General features: G+C 74.0%; 1 protein-coding gene. It reads left to right on the forward strand.

The genetic code is table 11. The features are described from left to right. On the forward strand, positions 1-889 hold an 889-nt coding region (locus OZN99_RS32570), incomplete at both ends, for a two-partner secretion domain-containing protein (protein ID WP_270939318.1).

Below are 889 nucleotides of genomic sequence, written 5' to 3' on the forward strand. Positions count from 1 at the left end.
CCGGGCTGGTGCGCCAGGCGCTGCTGGCGACCACGGCTCTGCTGCCGGCCGCGCTGGTCGCGGCCATGCCGGCGGCCGCGCAGGCGCCAGCAGGCGGCCAGGTCACGGCGGGCAGCGCGACCATCAGCCAGTCGGCCACGACGACGCAGGTGAACCAGTCCTCCGCGCGGGCCGTGGTGGACTGGCAGCGATTCGATGTCGGCCGCAACCACACGGTGCAGTTCAACCAGCCCTCGGCGCAGGCCTGGACGCTGAACCGGGTCAACACGCCCGACCCGTCCACAATCGCCGGGCGCATCCAGTCGAATGGCGGCGTCGCCATCGTGAACCAGTCCGGCGTCATCTTCGCGCCCGGCGCGCAGGTGAATGTCGGCAGCCTGATCGCCAGCGCCGCCGGCATCTCGAACCAGAACTTCATGGCCGGCCGGATGGTGTTCGACCAGCCGGCGCGGCCCGGCGCACGTGTCGAGAACCACGGCAGCATCACCGTGGCGGAGCGCGGGATCGCCACCCTGGTCGGGCCGGGGGTGGCGAATTCCGGCACCATCCGCGCGCGCCTCGGCCGCGTCGCGCTGGCGGGCGCCGAGACCTTCACGCTCGATCTGGCGGGCGACGGCCTGATCGCGCTCGACGTCACGGGCTCGGTGCAGCGCGCGCCGGAAGGCGCGGTGGCGCTGGTGACCAACAGCGGCACGATCGAAGCACCAGGCGGGTCCGTTCTGCTCACCGCCGATGCGGCGCGCGGCGTGATCGACACGATGATGCGCAACACCGGCCGGATCAGCGCGGATGCCGATGCGGGGGCCGCGGCCGGGCAGGTCGCGATCCGCGGCGGCGCCGGCGGCGACGTGCGCGTGGAGGCCGGAACGGTCAGCGCGGCTGGCGCCGC

The sequence above is a fragment of the Falsiroseomonas oryzae genome (genome assembly GCF_027856955.1).
GTDB classification, from domain to species: domain Bacteria; phylum Pseudomonadota; class Alphaproteobacteria; order Acetobacterales; family Acetobacteraceae; genus Falsiroseomonas; species Falsiroseomonas oryzae.